Here is an 18,252-nt window from a genome sequence, read left to right as displayed (position 1 = left end):
CATCAGGTTGAGGCAATCAGATGGCTATGACAGTCCATTGCGATATCGTCAGCGCGGAAGGGGAAATCTTCTCCGGTCTGGTAGAGATGGTGATTGCACACGGCGAACTCGGTGACCTTGGTATTGCCATGGGTCACGCGCCGTTGATCACCAGCTTGAAGCCAGGTCCGATCACGCTGACCAAGCAGGGCGGGGAAAAGGAGGTGTTCTACATCTCTGGTGGTTTCCTCGAGGTTCAGCCGAACATGGTCAAGGTACTTGCCGACACCGTGCAACGTGCTGGCGACCTGGATGAAGCCTCCGCTCAGGAAGCCGTCAAGGCTGCCGAGAAGGCCCTGAACGAAAAGGGTGCGGACTTCGACTACAGCGCTGCTGCTGTACGTCTGGCCGAGGCTGCAGCCCAGCTGCGCACGCTCCAGCAGTTGCGCAAGAAGTAAGCGGCCACGCCGTCTTGTTTCATGCGCGATTGATTAAAAAGGGTAGCCTCGGCTACCCTTTTTCTTTTTTTGCAAAACACTTCTCTGGTCTGAAGCCGGACCGCCCAGGATTGGTAGCCACTCATGTCTCTTGAAATCGTCATTCTCGCCGCAGGCCAGGGCACCCGCATGCGTTCGGCGCTGCCCAAGGTGCTGCACCCGGTTGCCGGCAATTCCATGCTGGGCCATGTTATCCACAGCGCCCGGCAACTGGACCCCCAGCGCATTCACGTAGTGATCGGTCACGGTGCCGACGTGGTGCGTGAGCGTCTCGCCGCAGATGACTTGAATTTCGTTCTACAAGACAAGCAACTCGGTACCGGCCACGCCACCGCGCAGGCCGTGCCGTTTATCACCGCTGACACCGTGCTGATCCTGTATGGCGACGTGCCGCTGATCGAAGTCGAAACGCTGCAACGCCTGCTCAAGCATGTAGTCCCAGGCCAGATGGGCCTGTTGACCGTTGAACTGGAAGACCCCACCGGCTACGGGCGCATTGTGCGCAACGCCGATGGCAAGGTCGCGGCCATCGTTGAGCACAAGGATGCCAGCGAAGCCCAGCGCGCCATTACCGAAGGCAATACAGGGATCCTGGCAGTGCCTGCCAATAAGCTCGCCGACTGGATGAGCCGCCTGTCCAACAACAACGCCCAGGGCGAGTACTACCTCACCGACGTCATCGAGATGGCGGTAAGCGATGGCCTGCTGGTCGCCACCGAGCAACCCCACGACCCGATGGAAGTGCAGGGCGCAAACGACCGCAAGCAGCTTGCAGAGCTTGAACGTCATTACCAACTGCGCGAAGGCCGTCGCCTGATGGCCCAGGGCGTGACCCTGCGCGACCCAGCACGCTTCGATGTACGGGGTGAGGTCACTGTGGGCCGCGACGTGCTGATCGATATCAACGTGATCCTCGAAGGCCGTGTGGTCATCGAAGATGACGTGGTGATCGGCCCGAACTGCGTGATCAAGGACAGCACCCTGCGCAAGGGCGTGGTGATCAAGGCCAACAGTCATATCGACGGGGCTGTGATGGGCGAGGGCAGTGATGCAGGTCCGTTTGCGCGGTTGCGTCCGGGAACAGTGATGGGCGCCAGGGCGCACGTTGGCAATTTCGTCGAGCTGAAAAACGCGAAAATGGGTGACGATGCGAAGGCCGGCCACTTGGCCTACCTCGGTGATGCCGTAATCGGTGCTCGCAGCAACATCGGCGCTGGCGCAATCACCTGCAACTACGACGGTGCCAACAAGTACCAGACCACTATTGGTGAGGACGTATTTATCGGCTCGAATAACTCGCTGATTGCGCCAGTGACTATCGGTGATGGTTCGAACACTGCCGCGGGCTCAACCATCAACCAGGATGTGGATAAGTCCCAACTGGCTGTCGCCCGCTCCCGTCAACGCAACATCGACGGCTGGAAACGCCCGGTCAAAATCCAAAAGACCTGAGTTATCCACAGCCTCCTCAGCGGAAGGTATTCAATGTGGGAGGGGGCTTGCCCCCGATTGCAGACTCTCAGCCTACATCTTGGTAGCTGATAGACCTCAATCGGGGGCAAGCCCCCTCCCACATTTGCTCTGTGTCGTATAAAAATTTGCTGCGTCCCGCTTGACGATCTTTCGCCAATAGGTTTTGATTGCCTTCGTTATCTTTCGAAACGAAACTTATCGTCACCATGTCGAAACGAAATACACCCCAACGGCGCCACAACATCCTGACCTTGCTCAATGAACAGGGCGAAGTCAGCGTGGACGAGTTGGCCAAGCGTTTCGAAACGTCGGAAGTCACGATCCGTAAAGACTTGGCTGCCCTGGAAAGCAACGGCCTGCTGTTACGTCGCTACGGTGGCGCCATCACCATGCCCCAGGAACTGGTGGGCGACGCCACTCAACCCATCTCGGTGTACAAGCGCGCCATCGCGCGTGCCGCCGTGATGCGCCTGCGCGAGCACGCCCGCATCATCATCGACAGCGGCAGCACCACTGCCGCGATGATTCCCGAACTGGGCCACCAGCCCGGCCTGGTGGTGATGACCAACTCCCTGCACGTGGCCAGCGCCTTGAGCGAACTGGAACACGAGCCGGTGCTGCTGATGACCGGCGGCACCTGGGACCCGCATTCGGACTCGTTCCAGGGTCAGGTCGCCGAGCAAGTACTGCGTTCCTACGATTTCGACCAGCTCTTCATTGGTGCCGATGGCATCGACCTGGAGCGCGGCACCACCACTTTCAACGAACTGCTGGGGCTGAGCCGCGTGATGGCCGAGGTCGCCCGTGAAGTGGTGGTGATGGTCGAGTCCGACAAGATCGGCCGAAAGATTCCCAACCTGGAACTGCCCTGGAGCAGCGTCCATACCCTGATCACCGATGATCGCCTGCCGCTCGAGGCCCGCGACCAGATCCAAGCCCGCGGCATTACGCTGATATGCGCGGCAATCATCTAGGAGAAACACCATGTGTGGCATCGTAGGCGCAGTCGCTGAACGCAACATCACTCCCATCCTGCTCGAAGGCCTCAAGCGCCTGGAATACCGTGGCTACGACAGCGCCGGTGTGGCCGTCTTCACCAACGCCGGCAAGCTGGAGCGCATGCGCCGCCCGGGTAAGGTCAGCGAGTTGGAACAGGCCCTGGCCGGCGAGCCACTGGTGGGGCGTCTGGGTATCGCCCACACCCGTTGGGCCACCCACGGTGCGCCGTGCGAGCGCAACGCCCACCCACACTTCTCCGGCGATCTGGCGGTGGTGCATAACGGCATCATCGAAAACCACGAAGTGCTGCGCGAACAACTCAAAGGCCTGGGCTACGTGTTCACTTCAGACACTGACACCGAAGTCATCGCCCACCTGCTCAACCACAAACTCAAGGACCTGGGCGACCTGACTGTCGCCCTCAAGGCCACGGTCAAGGAACTGCACGGCGCCTATGGCCTTGCCGTGGTCAGCGCCAGCCAGCCCGACCGCGTGGTTGCCGCGCGCAGTGGCAGCCCGCTGGTGATCGGCCTGGGCCTGGGCGAGAACTTCCTCGCCTCCGACCAACTGGCGCTGCGCCAAGTCACCGACCGCTTCATGTACCTGGAAGAAGGCGATATTGCTGACATCCGCCGTGAAAGCGTGCAGATCTGGGACGTCAACGGTCAGTCCGTCGAGCGCGAAGCCGTGCAATACCGCGACGGTGCCGAAGCGGCCGACAAGGGCGAATACCGCCACTTCATGCTCAAGGAAATCCACGAGCAACCCGCAGTGGTGCAACGCACCCTCGAAGGTCGCCTGAGCCAGAACCAGGTATTGGTCAATGCCTTCGGCCCACAAGCTGCCGAGCTGTTCGCCAAAGTGCGCAACGTGCAAATCGTCGCCTGCGGCACCAGCTACCACGCCGGCATGGTTGCCCGTTACTGGCTCGAAGAACTGGCCGGCATCCCGTGCCAAGTGGAAGTTGCCAGCGAGTTCCGCTACCGCAAAGTGGTGGTGCAGCCTGACACCCTGTTCGTGACCATCTCCCAGTCCGGTGAAACCGCCGACACCCTGGCCGCGCTGCGCAATGCCAAGGAGCTGGGCTTCCTCGCCAGCCTGGCCATCTGCAACGTCAGCATCAGCTCGCTGGTGCGTGAATCCGACCTGACCCTGCTGACCCAGGCCGGTCGTGAGATCGGCGTGGCGTCCACCAAAGCCTTCACCACCCAGCTGGTTGGCCTGCTGTTGCTGACCCTGTCCCTGGGCCAGGTTCGCGGCACCCTCGCCGAAGGCGTCGAATCCACCCTGGTCGAAGAACTGCGCCGCCTGCCAACCCGCCTGGGTGAAGCCCTGGCCATGGACAGCACCGTGGAAAAAGTCGCCGAGCTGTTCGCCGACAAGAACCACACTCTGTTCCTCGGCCGTGGCGCGCAATACCCGGTGGCGATGGAAGGCTCGCTCAAGCTCAAGGAAATCTCGTACATCCACGCCGAAGCCTACCCGGCCGGAGAACTCAAACACGGCCCATTGGCCCTGGTGGATGACGACATGCCGGTGGTTACCGTGGCGCCGAACAACGAACTGCTGGAGAAGCTCAAGTCCAACCTGCAGGAAGTCCGCGCCCGTGGCGGCCAACTGGTGGTGTTCGCCGACGAAAAAGCCGGCATGGTCAACGGTGAAGGCACTCACGTGATCAACATGCCGCACATCAACGACACGTTGTCGCCGATCCTCTACACCATTCCGCTGCAACTGCTGTCGTACTACGTGGCCGTGCTCAAGGGCACCGACGTGGATCAGCCGCGCAACCTGGCGAAATCGGTGACGGTGGAGTAAGCCGCCATCCCCTGGAGGCCCTCCCGGGTCTCCAGGTTCAGCGAAAGGACGCGACCTCGATGCAAACCTCCTCCCAGATTCACCAGCGTCTGCACAACCGCCGCTTCACCGTCGCCAACAACGCCCACGGGCTGTCCGGTGCGGGCACGGTGTTTCATTACCTTGTGGAAGGTGATGCCATTTCCGGCACTTACCAGGGCGGGCGGATTCGTCTGGGCACGCAAGTCGGGCGAGTGACCGGCCCGGATACAATTGAACTGCTGTTTCAGTGCCTGACCTTGGAAGGTGAGCTGCTGTCCGGTTGGTCGCGTGGCACGGTAGGTATTGATCAGGCTGGGCGGACGACCCTGGCCTTCGAATGGGGCTGGCTGTCTGGCGCTACAGGCGGCGGGGAGTCCATCTACATTGAGTGCGCCTCCCGTTAGCGACCTCTTGTCGGTTCTGCGGGCCAGTGCCCGTCGCGCGATCCGGTTTTACCCCTAGAATGCGACCCTGTGGATAACTCAGCCAGGGAATGCCTTCACCATGAACATCGAACTCCTTATCGCCGGCGTCGTCGTGCTGATCATTGGCGTCGGCCTGGTTGGATGGATGGTGGGGGTCTACAACGGGCTGGTGATGCGGCGTAACGATGTGGACAAGGCCTTCGCCAACATCGACGTGCTGCTCAAGCAGCGGGCCGATCAGATCCCGGACCTGATGCGTGTGGTCCAAACCGCCATGAACCACGAGAACGCCCTGTTCACGCGCTTGAGTGACGCTCGCCAGCAGTACCTCAATGCCAGCAGCCTCAACGATAAGGTCGATGCCTCCAACCAGCTCAACGCGGCGATCAAGTCGGTGATTGCGGTGGCGGAGGGGTATCCCACGTTGATCTCGGGGCCGAACATGGTCGCGCTGCAACAGGCGATCGCGTCGGTGGAGGAGCGTATTGCCGACCGGCGTGAGTTCTTCAATGAGTCGGTCAACCTCTACAACATTGCCATTGCAGTGTTCCCCGACCTGTTCTTTGCGCGGCTGCTCCGTTATCAGCGCATCCCGTTGCTGGCGATCAGCGCCGAAGAAACCCGCTACGAAGGTGTGAAGCTTGAGGTGCCTGGGGCATGAAGACCACGCCGGTAGGCGCCGTGGTGAAAAAGCCGAAGTGGAAAATCGTGCTGGCGCTGGTGATTCTTGCGGGCTTTATCGGTTTGCTGATCTACGCCCCGATGACGGTTGTCGCGTTGTTTTTCCCGATATTTCTGCTGATCTGCCTCCTGACCAGCTTTGGTCCGAGCTTCTACAAGACCGAGCAGCGGCTGGCGACGAGCCAGATTCGTTCACTGGCGATGGGCTTGGTGGAGCTGCGTGGCAAGGTAATGGTGGACAAGCCGTTGTTGTCGCCGGTGCATCACAAGCCGTGCGCCGGCTACGTGTGGATTATCGAGGACGGCGAGAAGGATGACGACGGGCGCTGGAGCTGGAGCCGGTCCAAGAGGGAGGCGTGTTGCAATGACTTTCGCCTGCAGGATGCCAGCGGCGAAATCCCAGTGATTGCCGAGGGCATCGATTTGTTCGGCAACAAGTCGCCCGACGATTACGAGTCGATCGGCAGCTCTCGTCGCCAGGGTGAAATCCTGCTTAGCCAGGACCTCGATGTGATGCTGATCGGCGATGCCTGCGAACGGGACGGCCAGACCGTGATTGCCCAGGGCAAATACCCCAAGGCCGTGTTCGGTGTGGCGCTGACCGAGGATGTGGAAAGTCGCCGCGTGCTGGCGCCGCTGTGGCGTGCTGGCGGGTTCTATGCCGCCTTCGCAGGAATGATCGGCGTGGGCATCATGGCCCTCACACCCGAGCAGATTGCCCAGTTGCATTTGCCGGGGCCGGACACTTATCACCAGATGGTAGAACTCGGCCCGCTGTATCGTTTGCTGGCCTGGTTGTACCGCGAAGGCGGTTTCCAGATCCCGTTCATGGCCGCGTTTGGCTTCTTCCTGGCGATCATCATGGTGATGATGGCCACTCGCCTGGTCCTGCCCAAAGGCATACGCATGGCCTTGGGTCGTGTGTTGGGGGCATGGATGGGGCTGGGCATGGTGATTGGCGGCGTGGTGACCCTGCTGCTGTTCGTGGCCCATGTGGACACGCTGAAGCTGTTTCTGGTGTGGATGCTGATCCTGCTGGGCACCCTGGTGTTTTCTATCTTTGAACAACGAAAACTGGCTGGGGCGTACAACCATTTTGCCAAGCGTGTGGGCAAGGCCAACTTCGGTGACGAAGACGCCTGATCACGGCACAAACTCCACCTTCAACCCCCGACTCGCACTGCGCCCCTGATCATCACTGACCCGCAACCGGTACTCCCCCGACTTGCCCGGCCGCCAGTTCAGTGTGGCTTGCGGCGAACCCTGGCCGATCAAGGTTTGATCAGCAAACCAATACAGCGTCGCTGCATCGCTGGCCGCATTGGCATTCAGCGGGATGCTTTCCTGGGGTTGAGACAAGCGCAATTGGTAGCTCACCTGGGTCAACGGCGAGCGGATTTGCGGCGCTTCACTCTGGTCACTCAGACGGTTGGGCTGGCAGTTTCTCATGACACTGGGCGGCGTGCGCCGGGGTAGGCCGGCGGCGCGGTACAGGCGTTGCACGTCGCTGGGCCAGAACTCGAAGACTTCTTCGCGGGTGTACTGTGGATCAAACGGCGGGCAGGCGGCCTTGCCGGTGCGGGTGTCGATCAGCACCGGGCGGTGCAGGTTGGACACGCGAATCGGCGAGACGCCGGGGATGTACCAGGTCTTGCGGGTTTGCGGGCACCAACGGTTGGGCAGTTCGCCGGACGCGGCGCAGACGTCGATGCGCACCAGCCCGGCGGGCGGTTTGTCAGGCTTGATGACGGTGGTGGGCAAGGCCAGGGGCAGGGCGTCGGCGATGCGGAAGAACAGTGGCGCAGCGGTCTTGGCGCCGATAAACGCCGGGTTCGGGCGGCCATCGAAGTTACCCACCCACACCACCAGCACGTAAGGGCCGACCAGCCCGGCACTCCAGGCATCGTGAAAGCCCCAGGAGGTGCCGGTTTTCCAGGCGGTGCGCCAATGGCGGCCGGGCAGGCCATCCGGGCGTGGATTACGGCGCAGCATGTCGCGCACCATGAAGGCGGCCTGGGGCGTGAGCAACGGCGCACCGGTGGACTGCGGCTGTTCCTGCAAATAGCGCAGCGGCCGCAGGTGCCCGTCACCGGCCAGCATCACATACAGCCGCGCCAGTTCTTCCGGGCTCATCTCGCCGCCACCGAGGGCCAGGGCCAGGCCGTAGTGGCTCTCGTCGCGCAGGCCCTTGATGCCGGCGCGTTGCAGCAGTCCATACAAGGAGGGCGATTTGACTTGGCTGGCGAGCCACACCGCCGGAATGTTGCGACTACGGATCAACGCATCTCGCGCTGTCAGTGGGCCGACAAAACTGCCGTCGAAATTTTCCGGCTGGAAGTAGCCGAAGTTACTGGGCAAGTCTTTAAGGATGCTCATGGGGTGGATGACCCCCTGATCCAGCGCCAACCCGTAAAGAAACGGTTTGAGCGTCGACCCCGGTGAGCGTCGCGACAGCACGCCATTGACCTGGCCGTGCAGGCTTGTGGATAAGTAATCCGCCGAACCCACCAGCGCCTTGACGCTCTGGTCGCGGCTGTCGATCAGTATCGCCGTGGCGTTTTCCACCCCTGTGCTGCGCCGCTCGGCGATAAACCCGGTGATCAGGCGTTCGAGCAATTGCTGCAACGGCAGGTTGAGGGTGCTGTTCAGTTCATTGCCGGTTTGGGAGGCCAGCAGTTGTTCACTCAAGTGCGGAGCGAGGAACGGGATCTGCTGGCGGTTACGCGCTTCCAGAGGCAAATCGAGCAAACTGTCGTTACGCGGGTCCTGTGGATAAGTCTCGCGCCAGTCCGCCATCAAGCGCAGCCGCGCATGTTGCAGTGACGGCCCGAAGCGCGCCCGACGCCCCGGCTGCTGCGGAATCACCGCCAGCGCCAGGGCTTCGGACAACGACAGCTGCGCCGCCGACTTGCCGAAGTAGATACGGCTCGCCGCCTCGGCCCCTTCGATATTGCCGCCCATGGGCGCCAGGTTCAGGTAGGCCTCAAGGATGTCGTGCTTGCTGTAGCGCGCCTCCAGCCACAGCGCCAGCGCCATCTGCTGCAACTTGCCCGGCACCTGGCGCGTGTTCAGGTCCCACAGGCGCCGGGCCAGTTGCATGCTCAAGGTCGAGCCGCCCTGGCGCTGGCCACCGCTGTAGGTGGCCGTGGCCGCGCGCAGCAACGCCGGGGGATTGATCCCCGGGTGCCAGTAGAAATTGCGGTCCTCCTTGAGCAGCAAGGCTTCGACCAGTGACGGCGAGATCCGCTCCAGCGGTAGCCACAGGCGGTATTGACCGTCATCCGCCAGCGTCATGCGCAACAGCGAACCGTCGTCGGCCAACACCACCCGCGATGAAGTGACCGCGTGTTCCAGCGGGGCATGCGGCCAAAGCCGCAGCCCCACCAGCCCCACCGCCGCTACAAGCAGCGGCGGCGCCAGGCGTTTAAGGCTTGGTAATTTCAAGCTGGCCTACTTTGCCGCGCCCTTGCAGGGTGGTTTCGTACATGCCTTCGGCGTAGGCCGGTGGCGTGTTGAAGGTGCCGGCGTTGGTGGCGCGCACGCGGTAGACGAAGGTGCCTACATCGCGCAATGCGGTGCCGTACAACACCACGCGATCATCACGCACATCCACATACTCCGGCTGCCAGTTGCTCAGCTCGGTTTCCCCGATGGGAGCTTGCCAGCTTTGTTCTTCCTGGTTGTCTGCTTCCACGTACTCGGACTCTTCGCCCTCACTTTCCTCCGTGCTGGCGTCTTCCGGCTCCGGCGGCAAGTTATACACAGGCTCGACACCGCCAGGCAGCAGGTCCACCACGGCCACTTGTTGTACCTGATCGCGGTCGGTAGCGCGCAGGCGCAGGCGTACCAGGAACTCATCACCCACCGCGACCTTGCTCACCGGCTCGCCCTTGAGGTCGAGGTATTCGTGGATGATTTCCAGGCCATTGTTGATCGGCTTGAGCTTGGCGCCCTTGTCGAAACCGGCTTCGCTGAGCATGTAGAACGCCGCTGGGCCGTCGGATTTTTCCATCAACAGCTTTTGCGTGGCGCCCGGCACGGCGGCGCGTGGTGGCTGGCCGGCCATTTCCAGCAATTGCTGCTGCTTGTCACCCAGCCAGGCAGTGGCCTTGAGGGTCATGTCGCTTTGCGCACGCTGGCCGTAGTTGTCCAGGGCACGCAGCAGCAGGGCCGCAGACAGTGAGTTGTAACGCTGCTCGTTGAGGCGCTTGCCGAGTTTATCCAGCAGAGCTGCAGGCACATCGTCCATCAGCTCTGGGAAATGTCGCGCCAACAGGTGCAGGTGTTCGGCGTCATGCACCAGCGGGTCGTAGTACAAACCGTCGCTGTCCCACTTATCCACAAGGGAACGCCATGGAATCTTGCGGAACAGGCTATCGGCCTGGCGATCCTGCTTGAGCAGCTTGTAGCTGGCAGCCAGGTAAGCGGCGCCGAGGTCGTTCTGCCAGCTGTCCTTGAAGTAGCTTTCGTAGCGTTCGCGGATATCGCTCAATGCACCACTCACCAGAATCCCCTGACGGCTCAGCAGGTAACTGGCGTAGGCGCGGTTGCGCAATTCCGACAGGCCTTCGCTAGGACCGTTGGCCAGGTCGGTCAGATACGCGTTCGAGCGCACCAGCAGGTCTTCCGGCACCGGCAGCCCGCGCTCCTTGGCTTCGATCAGGAAGTCGGTGGCGTAGAGGCTGGCGTACGGCGCCACATCCGGGTTGGCCGCCCACAAGCCAAAGCCACCGGCCTGGTTCTGACGCTGGCGCAGCATGCGTACCGCACTGCCGAAAGCGTGCTCGGCTTCAGGCGCGTTGCCGCCCCAGATCAACGCCGGCATGGCCTTGGACACCAGTTGCTCGGTGCAGGCGTAACCGTAGTCGTCCAGGTAATGCTTGAGACCGTTGGCCCATACCAGCGGCGAGGCTGCCACACCCAGTTGCACATCGCGCAGTTGGCTGAACAGTTCGCGGGTCGGTTTCAGCTCTTTGCTGGCGCTGTCGAAGCGGCCCAGGCTCAGGGCGACGCGATGTTCGCTCAGTGGCCGGATCGAGGTGGTTTCAGCGACCTGGATGCGCTTGCCATCCGGCAATACCGCGACAAAGCGCAAATCCGCCGAGCCGAGGGTGTCGCCGACCTTGATCTTGAACTCGGCCGTGCCTTCCTTGCGCGGTTGCAGGGACAGCGTGCTGCCCTTGTCACCCTGCACCACCAGACCGTTGCTGGTCTGCACTTCAAATTTCACGTCCGCCGCCGCGTCGAGGTTGCTGAACACCCCGGCGCTGACGTTGAACACATCCCCCGGCGCCACAAAGGCCGGCACGTTCGGCGTGATCACGATGGGCCCGCGTACGTCGGTACTGGCTTCGCTCACACCCACGCTGTCACTGTCCACGGCCACCGCAAACAGGTGCAGCTTGCCGTTGAAGCTGTCCGGCACCTGGTAATGCAGCACGGTTTCGCCGGCCGGCAAGTCCACCAGCCCGGACCACCAGGCCACTGGGGGCTGATGTTTACGCTTGAACGGGTTGAGGTGATTGGCCAGCGCACCTTCGGTATCGCCACCGGGCGCTGCCCCACTGAGCAGGCGGCTGAATTCCGGCAGGATCAGGTCAAGGATCTGACTGGTGCCGACTTCCAGCGCGCGCTTCTGGAAGAAGAAGCCCAGTGGGTCCGGTGTCTGGTAGCGCGCCACTTGCAGGATGCCTTCATCAACGGCGTATACCACGGCCCGGCCCGGGCGGTCGGCGTTGACCTTGATATCCAGCGTCTGCCCCGGTTCGATCTTCGCCGGCCCCTCCACCTTCAAGGCCATGCGCCGCGCATCCAGGTTGATGCTGAACGGCACCACGCCATAGGACAGCGGGCTCATGTACACCTCGGCCGAACCCATGTCGCGCACAAACTGCACGTTGACGTAGGCATTGCCCTCAAGCCCTGCGGGAACACGGATATGTTGCACGCTGTTGGTGCTGTCGGCCTTGAACCACTGCTGGGTGTAGACCTTGTCGCGCTCGATGGTGATCAAGCCGGCGCCGGTGTACGGGGCACGGATACTGATGGCGATCTCATCACCGGTGGCATAGCTGCGTTTATCCAGGCGCAGTTGCAGCTCGGCGTTGCGCTCCAGGGAGCGCGAGGTGTTGCCACGTCCGGCCACGCTGTAGTCGATCTGGTTGAGCAGGTTGCCGTTGGCGTCCTTGAGTTGCAGGGTAAAGTCGCCCGGCGCTGACGTGTTCAGGGTCTGCTTGGCGCCTTCTTTCGTCATCACCAACGGTGACGCGGGCTGGCTGATATTCTTGATGCGCGACTCGTACTTGTAGGTGCCGTTGGACTGTTTCACCAGCACCGACACATAACGGTGCTCGACCACTTCACTGGTCAGGCCGTCCACCGCCAGCGGTGTCAGGTCTGGCGCGACAGCCAGCCATTGCACTTGGCGCGGTGCGTCCTTGGCGACGTACGACAGCGAGTCCTGACTTTTCACACCCACCAGGTAGGGCGCGGACGACACCAGCAGGGCACTTTGCGCCGCCACGTTGCGACCGCCTTCGGCTTCGAACACCTGGGTCATCACCTGCAAACGATAGGTGCTGTTGGCGAAGCGCTGCAGGTTGAGGTCGAGCACGGCCTGGCCGTTGTCGTCGACGGTGGTTTCGGCCAGGTCCTCGGTCGTGGCGTCTTCCAGGGAATCGTTAAGGCGGAAGCGGTAGTCCGGGTAGCGATCAAACGCCGCGAGCGTCGGGCTGAGTGACATCTTTGCGGTAACACGACGGCCGGCTGCCGGAGCGCCGAACAGGTGCATGGCGGTGACCTTGGCCACCACCTGGTCCGGTGGAATCCAGCCCTGCACCGGGGTGTCATGCAGGCTCAGGCTGACCTTCATGCGGTCCGGTTCGAAGTCGCGGACCTTGAAGCTCACGCTGCCCAGGTCGGTGCGGGTCTGTTTCTGGCCAATCAACTGCAAGGTCGCGGTGTACTCCCCGGCGGGGGCGACTTCGCTGCTGGGGAAATCAAAGGTTTCAAAACCACTGGCGGACAGCTTCAGCGGCTGGCGAATCACCTCCAGGCCACGCGGGTCGGTGATTTGCAGCTCCACCGGCAGGCCTTGCAGCAGGCCCTTCCAGTTGCCGCTGCGCACGATCATGCCCAGGTGCGCGGTTTCACCGGGCCGGTACAGGCCACGGTCGGTAAACAGATAGGCGCTGAGGCGATCAATCGCACCGTCTTCTTCCAGTCCGCCTACGTCGAAACGCGACAAATCCAACTGCTGAGACTGGCGGGCGATCGGCAGGAACGACTGGTCATTGCCGCGCGTGACCACATACATCAGCGGCGTTTTCTCACGACGCAATTCATCCAGCTTGGCGAAGTGCGCGTGGCCTTCGGCGTCGGTGCGGCCACTGCTCACTGGCAAACCGTTACGGCCGATGATGTCCACTTGTGCGTCGGACACTGGTGAACCATTGCCGATCGACTGCACGTACACGTCATGGCTGCCATCGCTTGAGCGCTTGGCGATGATGCCCAGGTCCGTCACCACGATGAAGCGCAGGTCGCTGGTGCTGCTGCGGTCGTACTCGAATGTGCGCGGGGAGGGGTCATCCTGCGGGCTGAGCTTGAGCACGAAAATGCCGCGCCGACCGCCGTTGGCGGTGAGGTAGTGGCTGAGGTCCACATTGTCGTAGACGGTTTTCGCCGGGTCATTGGACGACAGCGGGATGTCCAACGCCTGACGCTCGACCATGCGATCAAAATATTCGTTGCCGAAGTTCGGCCGGGCAAAGCTGCCGCTGCTCTGGTCCACCAGGTGTTGCAACTGGTTGGGCAACAGGCGGGCGATTTCCACATGGGCGCCGGGCACGCCACGGGCCATGAAGCCCAGGCGTTTTTCACCGTTGAGGCTGAGCAAGGCGCCGTCGGACAAGAACTGCAAGGTACGCGGATACGCCGGCATGCTGATCAGCGACGCCGTAGGATTTTTTGCCAGATAGCCGCCGATGGCTTCCAGGTTGGCGGGTACGCGCACATACACCGCGCGACCGGCCGGGGCCTTGAACTTGAAGGCGTGCAGGGTGTTCAGCGGTTCGACGCTGGGCACGTGGGTCAGGTTGACCTTGGTGCTGCGGGCGAGCAGGGCGTCATCGATGTCGTTGCTGTTGTAGGGGCGCGTGTCGTCCTGGGCTTTTTCCGGCAGGAGCCAGGCCTGCACCTTACCGGCGATGGTCTCATCGGCCACGGCGCTGGAACTGCTGAACATCAGCACCGGCTCCGGCTCGCCACGTTGGTTGTCGACAAAGCTCACTTCGGCGCTGGTAAAGGTCAGGCGGTAGCGACCGGGCACGGTGACTTCCGCCACCAGCGGTGCGGTGCTGGCGTTGCCGCCGTCGCGGGCCTTGATGCCTTCGTCGAGCTTGGCGTTGACCGGCGTGCTTTCCAGCGGTGTGGCCAGGGCGGCGGAGCGTACGTAGGCGTTGAGTTTCTTCTCGTCGAAGGTGATTTCCGGCCGGTTGGGCAACTGGGCGTCGCGGTAGGCCAGGCCTTTGCCGAGGGTTACTGTGACGCGCTTGCGTAGGCTGTCTTCATCTACCGGGTGGGAAAAACGGAAGGTCGCCACCAGCTGTTTCAGCGTCGGGTTGGACGGGTCCTGGTACAGCTCGTTTTGCGCCAGGGTGGCACGGAACGGTTGGGTGGAGAACTGCGTGCTGTACTGGTCCAGCAACACGCCGTCGGCCAGCAGGTTTTTCTTCGCCAGGTCGAGGGTGTAATGGGCGTCGATGGGCCAGTCTTTGTCCGGTACGAACAACAGGCTGCGGTCGTCCGCCCAGCGCCAGGTGCCCGCCACCGCAGGTTTTAGGGTGATACCCTCGGTGACCGGCTTGCCGATGGCCGCCAGCGGGGCCACGGATTCGCCGAAACGCACCTGCAAGTTATCCACAACTGGCGTGGGTTGGGTGTAGTCGGTGAGGTTCGGTTTGTGCAGCGAATAGCTCGCGGTATGCGGTTGCGGCAGGTTGGAATACCAGTGCCAGCCGTAGAAACCAGCGGCCGCCAGCAACACCAGGCCTACTACGCCGGCACCGGTTTGACGTGGATAAGCACGGGCCTTGCTGCCCAGGTTCGCCAGCCCACGGCCGACTGCACGCAGCCAGGCCGGCGGATGCCATTGGCCAAAAATGGCCCCCACCACAGTCAATAACGCACCGACAATACGGCGGCTGATCGCGTTGAACGAATCGAACATGGTGAGCATCCCTGGCTAAGTGCGGCGTATCTTACACGCGTCTTTGATACAAAAGATGACGCAGATACGCCCACCCGCTAGGCGTGTTGCACAAAGGTGAGGCGCACCGCAAAACCGATCAAAAGACTGCCGAATAACCACTGCTGCACACGCTGCGCCGAGCGATTGCGTGCCAGCCACTGACCGATGCGCGCACCGGCCAGGGCGTAGCAGCAGTCGAAGGCGAAACCGACGGCCACCAGGATCACGCCCAGCACCGCAAACTGTGCCGCCACCGGGCTGGCCTGGGGGTTGATGAACTGGGGCAGCAGGACCGAACAGAACAGCAGGGCCTTTGGGTTGAACAGGTTGGTGAGCAGGCCGCGTTGAAAGGCTGCACGCCAGGCGTGGGCCGGTGTGGCGCCATGGGCCGTGTCGAGTGCCGGCAGCATGTTCGCTCGCAAGCACTGCACGCCGAGCCACAGCAGATACGCCGCGCCGCCGAGGCGCACCACGTCGAAGGTCCATGGCGCGACCTTGAATAACGTCGCCAATCCCATGCCCGCCAGCGCCACATGACAGGCGCGGGCCAAGCCCAGGCCAATCGCCGTAGTCAGCGCCAAGGCCTTGCCCTGGCGTGCGCCGGTTTGCAGCAACAGGATCATGTCCGGCCCCGGCAGTAGATACGCCACTGAAAGAGCCACCAGGAATAACCAGAGTTCCGCCATGTTTCACCCCCCCTTGTGTGTCGGCCAATTCTAGGGCGCCAGGGCGGGGCAGGTGCTTGCGTAGTCAGCCGGAAAGTCGTCTATTCTTGGCACTCTCTGCCACTGATTATCAAATCGGCCATTCATTTATGCCAAATCTGAAACTCGATGCGTTTGACCGCAAGATTCTCGAAGCCCTGCAACGCGACGGCCGCTTGAGCAATGTGCAGCTGGCGGACGAGATCGGGCTTTCTGCCTCACCCTGCCTGCGGCGCGTGCGGCTGCTGGAAGAAGCCGGCGTGATTCGCGGCTACCAGGCCACTCTGGATCGCGACGAAGTAGGCCTGGGGATGATGGTGTTCGTGGGCGTGAAGGTGGAGCGGCATAACGACACCGAGGCCAATGCCTTTCGCGAGGCGGTGATGGCGTTGCCGGAAGTGATCTCGGCGTTCCTGGTGTCGGGGGAGTCGGACTTTCTGTTGCAGGTGGTGGTGCCGGATTTGCGCGGGTATGAGCGATTCGTCACGGGTAGTTTGTTGAAGCTACCGGGGGTGAGGGACATCCGCAGCAACTTCGCGATCCAGACCGTGAAAACCCCAGGGGCGTTGCCGCTGGGGCATTTGCCGGGCTGATGCCTGTGAAGCACTGTAGGAGCGAGCTTGCTCGCGAAAAACGTCAACGATAACGCGCGCATTTCCATCAGGGAGCCGGCGGCCTTGAGGGAATGATTCAACCTTTCGGCACAGTGCCACAGAGCGAATGTGGGAGGGGACTTGCCCCCGATTGCTGTGTGTCAGCTACCCATGTGTTGTCTGGCACACCGTCATCGGGGGGCAAGCCCCCTCCCACATGTTGATCGTTATTTGGCCTTAGAGCGGTGACCTCAGGTCCACCAGTAGCGCACCAGGTGGAAGAAGATCGGCGCCGCAAAGCACACCGAATCCAGCCGATCCAGCATCCCGCCGTGCCCTTCGATCATATGGCCCCAGTCCTTCACGCCTCGGTCGCGCTTGATCGCCGACATCACGATGCCGCCGGCAAAGCCGAGCAGGTTGATCAGCAGCGCAATCAGGAACGACTGCCACGGGTTGAACGGTGTGGTCCACCACAGTGCTGCGCCGATCAGGGATGACAGCAGAATCCCACCGACGAAGCCTTCGACGGTTTTGGACGGCGACAGGTTGGGCGCGATCTTGTGTTTGCCGAACAACTTCCCACACACGTACTGCAAAACGTCCGACAGCTGCACCACGATCACCAGGTAGGCGATCAGCAGCAGGTTGCGACCTTCGTAGCCGGGGATGTCTAGGGTGAGCAGGGCGGGCACAAACGACACGCAGAACACGGCGATCATCAGGCCCCATTGCACTTTCGAGGCGCGTTCGAGGAAGTGCGTGCTATCGCCGCCCAGGGAGGCGAGGATCGGCAGCAGCAGGAACACGTACACGGGGATGAAGATCGAGAACAGCCCGTACCAGTCCGAATAGATCAGCAGGTATTGCAGCGGCAGCGCCAGGTAGAACGCGGCGACCAGCGCGGGGTAATCGCTGCGGCGGGTGGGGGTAAGGGTGAGGAATTCGCGCAGGGCGTAGAACGAGACGGCGTAGAACAGCAAGATCACCGCGCCGGTGCCGAGCCAGAAGGCGATGCCGATGACCACCACCATCACCCACCAGGCGTTGATGCGGGCGTTGAGGTTGTCGATCACCGCGTTGGGCGTACCACGGGTGCGCAGTTTGAGGATCAGGCCGATCAGCGAGGCCAGCACCAGAATCGCGCCGATACCGCCGAACAACATCAGGGTTTGGCTATCCATGTCAGACGTGCTCCGGAGCGAGGGCGAGCAGAGCATCGCGGGTACGGGCCAGGAAGGCGGCTTTGTCTTCGCCGTCTTCCAATTGCAGCGGGGCGCCGAAGCTGGTGGTGCACAACAAAGGCAGCGGCAGCACGCGGCCCTTGGGCATGACGCGGTTGAGGTTAGCGATCCACACGGGGATCAACTCGGCCTGTGGGTAACTTTTCGCCAGGTGGTACACGCCGCTTTTGAACGGCAGCAGGCCGTCTTCGAGGTTGCGCGTACCTTCCGGGAAAATGATCAGCGAGTCACCGCCTTCCAGGGCGTTGAGCATCGGCTGCAAGGGGTTATCCACAGGGTCCTTGCGCTCGCGGTCGATCAACACTCCGTTGAATACGCGGTTGATGATGTAGCGGCGCAGGGCGCTCTTGCTCCAGTAATCACTGCCGGCCACCGGGCGCGTGAATTTGCGCAGGTTTTGCGGCAATGACGCCCACAGCAATACAAAGTCGCCGTGGCTGCTGTGGTTGGCGAAGTAGATGCGTTGCACCGGCACCGGCGCGCAGCCCAACCACAGGCTGCGGGCGCCGGTGACGGTGCGGGCCATGGAGGTAATCAGCGTGGCGACCACGGGTTCGAACATGGGGAT

At 62.2% G+C, this 18,252-nt stretch carries 13 protein-coding genes; 8 read left to right on the top strand and 5 right to left on the bottom strand.

Translation table 11 applies throughout. The annotated features are described in order from the left end of the window. The first annotated feature begins 20 nt into the window (after window positions 1-20). The 7 genes from ACZ445_RS30195 (at window position 21) to ACZ445_RS30165 (ending at window position 7,036) form a co-directional block, all read left to right on the top strand. Complete coding sequence (locus ACZ445_RS30195; protein WP_058424358.1) at window positions 21-437, top strand: F0F1 ATP synthase subunit epsilon; 417 nt, start codon at window positions 21-23, stop codon at window positions 435-437. Between the two features lie 123 nt (window positions 438-560). After that, entirely contained in the window at window positions 561-1,928 is a 1,368-nt protein-coding gene (glmU, locus tag ACZ445_RS30190; RefSeq protein WP_464707871.1) for a bifunctional UDP-N-acetylglucosamine diphosphorylase/glucosamine-1-phosphate N-acetyltransferase GlmU, read from the top strand. Between the two features lie 227 nt (window positions 1,929-2,155). Continuing rightward, complete coding sequence (locus ACZ445_RS30185) at window positions 2,156-2,923, top strand: DeoR/GlpR family DNA-binding transcription regulator (protein ID WP_058424356.1); 768 nt, start codon at window positions 2,156-2,158, stop codon at window positions 2,921-2,923. A gap of 10 nt (window positions 2,924-2,933) precedes the next feature. Continuing rightward, window positions 2,934-4,766, top strand: a complete 1,833-nt coding sequence (glmS, locus tag ACZ445_RS30180) for a glutamine--fructose-6-phosphate transaminase (isomerizing) (RefSeq protein ID WP_464704622.1) — start codon at window positions 2,934-2,936, stop codon at window positions 4,764-4,766. Between the two features lie 59 nt (window positions 4,767-4,825). Then, window positions 4,826-5,191, top strand: a complete 366-nt coding sequence (locus ACZ445_RS30175; protein ID WP_464704621.1) for a hypothetical protein — start codon at window positions 4,826-4,828, stop codon at window positions 5,189-5,191. 100 nt (window positions 5,192-5,291) lie between these two features. Further along, window positions 5,292-5,873: a LemA family protein gene (locus ACZ445_RS30170; protein ID WP_464704620.1), complete on the top strand. Its 582-nt coding sequence runs from the start codon at window positions 5,292-5,294 to the stop codon at window positions 5,871-5,873. Then, a complete protein-coding gene (locus tag ACZ445_RS30165; protein WP_464707869.1) occupies window positions 5,870-7,036 on the top strand; it encodes a hypothetical protein in 1,167 nt (388 codons plus the stop codon). Before ACZ445_RS30170 ends, ACZ445_RS30165 begins: the two co-directional genes overlap by 4 nt. On the opposite strand, the gene pbpC is transcribed toward ACZ445_RS30165, so the two are convergent. From pbpC to ACZ445_RS30150, 3 genes are all read right to left on the bottom strand, one after another. Further along, the gene (gene pbpC, locus ACZ445_RS30160; RefSeq protein WP_464707868.1) at window positions 7,037-9,337 is read right to left on the bottom strand and encodes a penicillin-binding protein 1C; all 2,301 of its coding nucleotides are present in this window, start codon (window positions 9,335-9,337) and stop codon (window positions 7,037-7,039) included. It lies immediately after the preceding gene. Then, window positions 9,318-15,122 (bottom strand): MG2 domain-containing protein, encoded by a 5,805-nt coding sequence (locus tag ACZ445_RS30155; RefSeq protein ID WP_464707867.1) that lies wholly within the window; start codon window positions 15,120-15,122, stop codon window positions 9,318-9,320. The genes pbpC and ACZ445_RS30155 overlap by 20 nt, the downstream gene beginning before the upstream one ends. A gap of 77 nt (window positions 15,123-15,199) precedes the next feature. Further along, complete coding sequence (locus ACZ445_RS30150; protein ID WP_058424349.1) at window positions 15,200-15,829, bottom strand: LysE family translocator; 630 nt, start codon at window positions 15,827-15,829, stop codon at window positions 15,200-15,202. A 137-nt stretch (window positions 15,830-15,966) separates the two neighbouring features. On the opposite strand from ACZ445_RS30150, the gene ACZ445_RS30145 reads away from it, so the two are divergent. Beyond that, on the top strand, window positions 15,967-16,440 hold the full coding sequence (locus ACZ445_RS30145; RefSeq protein WP_029529034.1) for an Lrp/AsnC family transcriptional regulator: 474 nt from the start codon (window positions 15,967-15,969) through the stop codon (window positions 16,438-16,440). A 251-nt stretch (window positions 16,441-16,691) separates the two neighbouring features. Here the strand turns inward: ACZ445_RS30145 and ACZ445_RS30140 are convergent, their stop codons facing one another. Together ACZ445_RS30140 and ACZ445_RS30135 are read right to left on the bottom strand one after the other, a co-directional pair. Further along, window positions 16,692-17,624, bottom strand: a complete 933-nt coding sequence (locus tag ACZ445_RS30140; protein WP_017528659.1) for a phosphatidate cytidylyltransferase — start codon at window positions 17,622-17,624, stop codon at window positions 16,692-16,694. Between the two features lies 1 nt (window position 17,625). After that, window positions 17,626-18,246: a lysophospholipid acyltransferase family protein gene (locus ACZ445_RS30135; protein ID WP_058424348.1), complete on the bottom strand. Its 621-nt coding sequence runs from the start codon at window positions 18,244-18,246 to the stop codon at window positions 17,626-17,628. Between the last annotated feature and the right edge of the window lie 6 nt (window positions 18,247-18,252).

Source organism: Pseudomonas allii (assembly GCF_055380095.1).
This window is presented reverse-complemented; position numbering and strand designations above follow the sequence as displayed.

Excerpts from the sequence above, each read along its gene's own strand:
- ACZ445_RS30195 (WP_058424358.1), top strand. The coding sequence starts at position 21 with ATGGCTATGACAGTCCATTGCGATATCGTCAGCGCGGAAGGGGAAATC.
- glmU (WP_464707871.1), top strand. The coding sequence starts at position 561 with ATGTCTCTTGAAATCGTCATTCTCGCCGCAGGCCAGGGCACCCGCATG.
- ACZ445_RS30185 (WP_058424356.1), top strand. The coding sequence starts at position 2,156 with ATGTCGAAACGAAATACACCCCAACGGCGCCACAACATCCTGACCTTG.
- glmS (WP_464704622.1), top strand. The coding sequence starts at position 2,934 with ATGTGTGGCATCGTAGGCGCAGTCGCTGAACGCAACATCACTCCCATC.
- ACZ445_RS30175 (WP_464704621.1), top strand. The coding sequence starts at position 4,826 with ATGCAAACCTCCTCCCAGATTCACCAGCGTCTGCACAACCGCCGCTTC.
- ACZ445_RS30170 (WP_464704620.1), top strand. The coding sequence starts at position 5,292 with ATGAACATCGAACTCCTTATCGCCGGCGTCGTCGTGCTGATCATTGGC.
- ACZ445_RS30165 (WP_464707869.1), top strand. The coding sequence starts at position 5,870 with ATGAAGACCACGCCGGTAGGCGCCGTGGTGAAAAAGCCGAAGTGGAAA.
- ACZ445_RS30155 (WP_464707867.1), bottom strand. The coding sequence starts at position 15,122 with ATGTTCGATTCGTTCAACGCGATCAGCCGCCGTATTGTCGGTGCGTTA.
- ACZ445_RS30150 (WP_058424349.1), bottom strand. The coding sequence starts at position 15,829 with ATGGCGGAACTCTGGTTATTCCTGGTGGCTCTTTCAGTGGCGTATCTA.
- ACZ445_RS30140 (WP_017528659.1), bottom strand. The coding sequence starts at position 17,624 with ATGGATAGCCAAACCCTGATGTTGTTCGGCGGTATCGGCGCGATTCTG.
- ACZ445_RS30135 (WP_058424348.1), bottom strand. The coding sequence starts at position 18,246 with ATGTTCGAACCCGTGGTCGCCACGCTGATTACCTCCATGGCCCGCACC.